Source organism: uncultured Xanthomarina sp., from assembly GCF_963971605.1.
Lineage (GTDB): Bacteria > Bacteroidota > Bacteroidia > Flavobacteriales > Flavobacteriaceae > Xanthomarina > Xanthomarina gelatinilytica.
On record NZ_CAXATZ010000002.1, the window covers coordinates 153252 to 159820 of the forward strand.

A 6569-nucleotide genomic window follows, 5' to 3' on the forward strand; every position below is an offset into this window, starting at 1 on the left:
GCCCAACCGTTAAAATGGACATTTTGTTTTTGGAATTTTATAATATGAATAAATAACCAAAACCTTATCTTTGTACCCTAATTTTTCATTATGATTTACAGATTTAGAATTATACTTGACCACGACTCTGAAGGAGATATCTTTAGGGACATTGAAATTCGTGAAACAGATACTCTAGAAGATTTGCACAACAGCATTACACAAGCGTTTGGTTTTGAAGGCAGTGAAATGGCTTCCTTTTATTTAAGTGATGACGAATGGAACCAAGGTGAGGAAATCTCATTGTTTGATATGAGCGAAGCTGCCAATGAAGTGCGTTTAATGAGAGATACTCCAATCAATGAAGTCACACATGAAAAAAGCACCAGACTGTTGTACATATACGACTTTTTGAGCATGTGGACTTTTTTAGTGGAACTTGCCGAAATTGTTGAAGAAGCTGAAGGTACAGATTATCCAAACCTGATGTTTGTTCATGGACAGATTCCTGATGAAGCTCCCGAAAAATCTTTTGAAGCTGAAAATTTTGATGATTACAACGACGAGTTTGATGACGATCTGGATCTGGACGATTACGACAATCTAAATTTTGATGAAAATTGGAATTAAACTTAGTTTTAAGTTCTTAATATCAAGATTAGCACAACCAAACAACAGCCAACGCAACACTAAACCCATTTAGTAGAAATTTTTCATATTGACATCTTCATAATTTCGTTTTACAAAATCCAAGGCATGTTTTAAAATATCTCCCATGGTTTTGCTTTTTTTGAAATTAACATCAGAGGTAAATTCATAAATTTCATTCCTTAACTGTTTTACATATTCTGGTTTTGAAAGTGTATCATTAATCATACAGTTTAGCAAATGGGCAATCCTATCGTGATAGCTTATTAAACGTTTGGCCATAATGGAACGTTCCTCCAGTTTATATTGGTCTATGGATTCGGCTTGAAATTTTTCGGTTACCAACGCAACCATTTTATAGTTTTCCTTAAAAAACTGAGGTTTGTAAATATTGAATTTCCCTTCGTAACACTGCTGATCAAAATCTATGGCTCGAATTTTATAAACCACATGGTCAAAATCGTGGGTTGGCACGATCACGTAATTGTAAGACCTCATATCGCCCAAAAGCCTGATGGTACAACGTTCATTGAATTTTACAAACTCCTTGGCTATTTGCGATTTTTCCAAAGGGTTGCAATTGGGCAACATATTTTTTATAAATTCATCTCCAGGAATTCCAGCAATATGTTCTTCAATTAAAGTGTCCTTGTGTACCAGGAAATTTAAATTGTAAGGAGACAGCATGTGTTCCAGTTCCAGACCATAAATCCTGGAAGCATCTGCTTTTTTTACGTAAAAATAGGTGTAATTGTCGTTTAATATGTTCCTAACCTTTACCCGAAAGGGCTTGGAGTTCCCAAACGTACAGTAATCCACAGCATCTATGGTAAGAAATGGAATGGTTTTTTCGTTACCATCACTATGTAAAATGGTGTAAACACGTTTTAGGCTTAAATCTATTTCTTCACGTTCAAATTCGTTGTAATATACACGTATCCATAGTGTATCTTCATCATTTTTATCGTAAACCACAATGGAACCTTGAAAACGCAACAAATCGTCGTAAAAAATGGGCAACCTAATATTCCTGTTGTATTCAGTGAGATATTGGTGCAATTTTTTACTAACTGGATAAGATGGTTTTTTTTTTGATATCTTTAAATCTTCCATAGAAAACGAATTGTTCAAATTTAAGCTTTTATTTTTATGGATGTAACATTTTTAAGGAACACTCGTCATATACATACTAACTAAAACCGAATTTTTCGGTCTCAATCAAAAAAAACTATCAATTTGGAACCCATTCTTACAATTAACAACCTCACCAAAAAATTTGGTTTCTTAACAGCTGTCAACGACTTATCGTTTACCATAAACAAAGGAAACGTGTATGGCATTTTAGGTCCAAATGGCAGTGGGAAATCCACCACATTAGGCATAGTTTTAAATGCGGTAAACAAAACTTCCGGAAACTTTAAATGGTTTAACGGAACTGTGGATACGCATGATGCCTTAAAAAAAGTTGGAGCCATTATAGAACGTCCAAATTTTTATCCGTACATGACTGCAGCACAAAATTTAAAGTTGGTATGCAAAATTAAAGGTGTGGACTATGCCAAGATTGACGAAAAACTGGAGGTTGTAAATTTATTGGACAGAAAAGACCATAAGTTTAGTACCTATTCTTTAGGTATGAAACAGCGTTTGGCCATTGCTTCTGCCCTGTTGAACGATCCTGAAATCCTGATTTTAGATGAACCCACAAATGGGCTGGACCCTCAAGGCATCCATCAAATTAGACAAATAATCAAGGAGATTGCCAACCAAGGCACGACCATACTTTTAGCATCGCATTTACTGGATGAAGTTGAAAAAGTGTGCTCTCATGTGGTGGTTTTAAGAAAAGGCGTAAAGCTTTATTCTGGACGTGTGGATGAAATGATTTCCAGCCATGGTTTTTTTGAATTGAAATGCGACAAGCAAGAACACCTTCTGGAATATCTAAAATCGAATCCGGATTTTGGAACCATTAAAGTGGAAAACGACCTGATTACAGCTTTTCTAAACGAACCCATGGATGCAGTAACATTCAATAAACTTATGTTTGAAAAAGGCATGGTTTTATCGCATTTGGTAAAACGCAAGGAAAGCTTGGAAGAGCAATTTTTACAACTAACAGACAAACTTTAAACTAACCCATTCCCACTGAACCTGTTTCAGTATCAAAACCAATTCCATGTTAAGACTCTTAAATCTAGAATTACAAAAACTGTTATTAAACAGAACCAGTAAAGTATTGATATTTATATCGTTTGTATTGCCTTTTACAGTTTTGATCCTTTCTTCCATAAAAATTGATTTCTTTGGCTTTTTTACTTTGGAATTAGGCGAATTGGGCATTTTCAATTTTCCTATAATCTGGCACATAACCACCTTTTTTGCGTCGCAATTTAAATTTTTCTTTGCTATTGTGGTGGTTAGCATGATAGGGAACGAATACAGCAACAAAACCCTAAAACAAAACTTGATTGATGGTTTAAGCAAAAAGGAGTTTATTCTTTCCAAATTTTACACCATTGTGTTCTTTTCTTTAATAGCCACATTATTGATTGCCTTAGCATCTTTTTTTATAGGTTTATATTATTCCAGTTACACCGAAGCTGCCATTATTGTTAGGGAAACAAGTTTTTTATTGGCTTACTTTGTAAAACTTATTGGTTTTTTTAGCTTGTGTTTATTTTTCGGTATGTTGGTAAAACGTTCAGCTTTTGCTTTAGCTTTTTTATTCATTTTATATATTTTGGAATGGATCGTTTTTGGCATCATTTCATGGCAGGCAAATATGGATCTTGCTGGAAAAATTCAAAATTTCTTTCCTTTAAAATCCATGTACAATCTTATAGACCAGCCTTTTCAAAGGGTTATGATGACCAAATTTCCTGAAAAAGGCGATTTAATGTACGATTATGCTGTGCATTGGTACGAGATTTTCATTGTGTTGGGTTGGACTGCCATTTTTATCTTTTTATCTTATAGATTATTAAAAAAGCGAGATTTATGATACCTTTGGTTTCTATTGCTCGTTAAATGAATAAACTACTTTTTTACTTTTTATTATCCATAAATTTCTGTGTCTTTTCTCAAGAAGAAGCCTCCAATTGGTATTTTGGTGAAAATGCAGGCATCCAATTTGCAAACGATGGTTCCATAACCGTTTTAAACGATGGCCAATTAAACACCATAGAAGGTTGTTCTTCCATTTCAGATAGCAATGGTAATCTTTTATTTTATACAGACGGCATAACAGTTTACAACAGGCAACACACTATTTTAAACAACGGTTTTGGGTTATTGGGAGATCCTTCAAGCTCACAATCTGCCATTGTGGTCCCAAAACCAAATGATCCTGATATCTATTACATTTTTACGGTTGGTTCTAACCAATCTCAAACTGGTTTGAAATATTCTGTTGTGGACATGACTAGAGATGGAGGTTTGGGGCAAGTGGTTCAAAAAAACATTAATTTGTTAACTCAGTGTTCTGAAAAAGTTTCAGCTGTTTTAAAAGATTGTGCGTCTCAAACCATTTGGGTCATTGCACTTTCAAACCCTGGAGGTAATGCCACTTCGCCATTAAATACCTTTCATGCTTTTGAGGTAACAACCACTGGAGTAAATACAACTGCTGTGGTTTCAACTATAGATGGTATGGGCATTTCAGATTTAAGAGGCTACTTAAAATTTTCACCCAGTGGCGAAAAACTAGCTTGTGCCAATGTACAAAGAGATGGTTTGTTTTTGTTCGATTTCGATAAACAAACTGGAATTGTTAGTAATAACCAAAGGCTAAATATAAGTAGTCCTTACGATGAACCTTATGGCATAGAATTTTCACCCAATAGTGAGATGTTATATGTCTCATCATCTAATGATTATTTTAATTCTGCCGATGATCATCTTCCTTCTAAACACTTTTCTGCCTTAACCCAATTTGATTTAACAAACCCTGATATTGTTGGCTCACAACAATTAATAGATCAACAAAATTTATATAGGAGCGCCTTACAATTAGGACCAAACGGAAAAATATATCGAACTATGGCTGCCACTTATACACAAGGCACTCCATTTTTAAGTGTAATAAACAATCCCAATGAACTGGGTCAAGCCTGCAACTATCAAAACAATGCCATTAATTTAGGCATCCATAATGCCACACAAGGCTTACCTCCTTTTATCTCGTCTTTCTTTGTTGAAAAAATCGATATCATTAACAACACTGTCACTCCCATTGCCACCAATTATCTGCCTTTATGTTTGGGTGACACCTACACCTTAATGGCTGAAGATATTCCTGGAGCCATTTATTCCTGGAGCTTTAACGGAAACCCATTACCAAATTCACAGTACTTTTTAGATATTAATCAGAATGGATTATATGAAGTACTTATAGATTTAAATAATGGAGGTTGTGATTTCTTGGAAGGAGAAGCCATTGTGGAATATTTCCCTCTACCTGTGGCAAATTCAGTTTCCAATATGGATATTTGTGACGATAACAATGACGGTTTGTGGTCATTTGATTTTTCAACCAAAGATGCTGAAATTTTAAGTGCCCAAAACCCAAATCATTACAGTGTGCATTATTTTGAAACACAAGCAGATGCAGATGCCAATCAAAATGAAATCATTGGCTTATATACCAATACATACAATCCTCAAGAAATAATTGCGAGAGTTGATTTAACAGGAAGTCCTGGTTGTTATGATACCACTTCGTTTTTTATTGAAGTGTTTAATACTCCAATTGCAAATAGCCTAAACACCCAAGAAATATGTGACAATATGGACGATGGTGATGACACAAATGGACAAATGGATACCTTCTTGCATGATTTTGATGCTTTAGTTTTAGGCAATCAAGATGCCAGTGCCTACACTGTAACCTATCATCCATCACAAATAGATGCTGAAAACAACACAGCTGAACTGCCTGAACCTTATTATAATTCCAACCCATTTAACGAAAGCATTTTTGTTAGGATAGAAAATAATTTAAACACCGACTGCTTTGCAACCACTTCTTTTGATATCATTGTAAATTCTGTCCCAAGTTCTTTTAATGCCTCACTTTTACAATGTGACGAGGATGGCTTAAACGATGGCAGAACCTTCTTTAATTTGAATGAAGCCCATAACGAATTAACGGGTGGCGCAGCAAATGTTTCTACAGGTTTTTATTTGAACCTTTTGGATGCTGAAAACAGCAATAACCCTTTAAATGCTTCCAGCTACCAAAACATTTCAAACCCACAAATTATTTTCGCTCAGGTTATTGATGATGCTACCGGTTGTTTTAGCATAGCGCAACTTTCGTTGGAAGTAAGCGTCACGCAACTTCAGGATTATCAGGTACCTAATGCTTGCGATGAACTGGATTCTCAAGATGGCATCAACACCTTCAACCTAAACGATATTGCTACAGACATGCAAACCATAAATGGCATTGTGTTCCCAATTACTTTTTATGAATCTTATCAAGATGCGCTTTTAGAACAGAACGAATTAGTGTCGCCTTATAATAATACAACACCTTACAATCAAACCCTTTTTGCAAGAGCTGAAAACAACAACGCTTGTTATGGTATTAGCGAAGTGTATCTTTCCGTGAAGAGGTTACCCGTTTTGGAAGATGATGAAACGGTTTTATATTGCTTGAACACCTTCCCACAAACCATTACTTTAGATGCTGGCATTGTAAACGATATACCTGGAAACTACACTTATCTGTGGTCCAATGGAGAAACCTCTAGCAACATACAAATCAACGAGATTGGCACATATACAGTTGCTGCTACAAACATCTTTGGTTGTTCTAAATCCAGGAGCATTACTGTGGAACCTTCCAATACAGCCACTTTTAACGATATCATGGTAGTGGATGCTACCGAAAACAACACCATAACCGTTCTTGTTTCTGGAGAAGGTGACTATGAATA

At 35.3% G+C, this 6569-nt stretch carries 5 protein-coding genes; 4 read left to right on the forward strand and 1 reads right to left on the reverse strand.

Going from position 1 to position 6569, the window contains the following annotated elements:
• Positions 1-90 precede the first annotated feature (90 nt).
• Complete coding sequence (locus AACY93_RS01825; RefSeq protein WP_007650171.1) at positions 91-609, forward strand: hypothetical protein; 519 nt, start codon at positions 91-93, stop codon at positions 607-609.
• A 69-nt stretch (positions 610-678) separates the two neighbouring features.
• Here the strand turns inward: AACY93_RS01825 and AACY93_RS01830 are convergent, their stop codons facing one another.
• On the reverse strand, positions 679-1740 hold the full coding sequence (locus tag AACY93_RS01830; RefSeq protein ID WP_040492088.1) for a hypothetical protein: 1062 nt from the start codon (positions 1738-1740) through the stop codon (positions 679-681).
• 123 nt (positions 1741-1863) lie between these two features.
• Here AACY93_RS01830 and AACY93_RS01835 point away from each other — a divergent pair, with 123 nt between their 5' ends.
• From AACY93_RS01835 to AACY93_RS01845, 3 genes are all read left to right on the forward strand, one after another.
• Positions 1864-2760 (forward strand): ATP-binding cassette domain-containing protein, encoded by an 897-nt coding sequence (locus tag AACY93_RS01835; RefSeq protein ID WP_287006351.1) that lies wholly within the window; start codon positions 1864-1866, stop codon positions 2758-2760.
• Between the two features lie 46 nt (positions 2761-2806).
• Complete coding sequence (locus AACY93_RS01840) at positions 2807-3631, forward strand: ABC transporter permease subunit (protein WP_287006349.1); 825 nt, start codon at positions 2807-2809, stop codon at positions 3629-3631.
• Positions 3632-3657: 26 nt separating this feature from the next.
• A partial coding sequence (locus AACY93_RS01845; protein WP_339610935.1) for a hypothetical protein occupies positions 3658-6569 on the forward strand: 2912 nt, incomplete at its 3' end.

What these genes read in the sequence shown, in the direction of transcription:
- AACY93_RS01825 (WP_007650171.1), top strand. Translation starts at nt 91, where the DNA reads ATGATTTACAGATTTAGAATTATACTTGACCACGACTCTGAAGGAGAT.
- AACY93_RS01830 (WP_040492088.1), bottom strand. Translation starts at nt 1,740, where the DNA reads ATGGAAGATTTAAAGATATCAAAAAAAAAACCATCTTATCCAGTTAGT.
- AACY93_RS01840 (WP_287006349.1), top strand. Translation starts at nt 2,807, where the DNA reads ATGTTAAGACTCTTAAATCTAGAATTACAAAAACTGTTATTAAACAGA.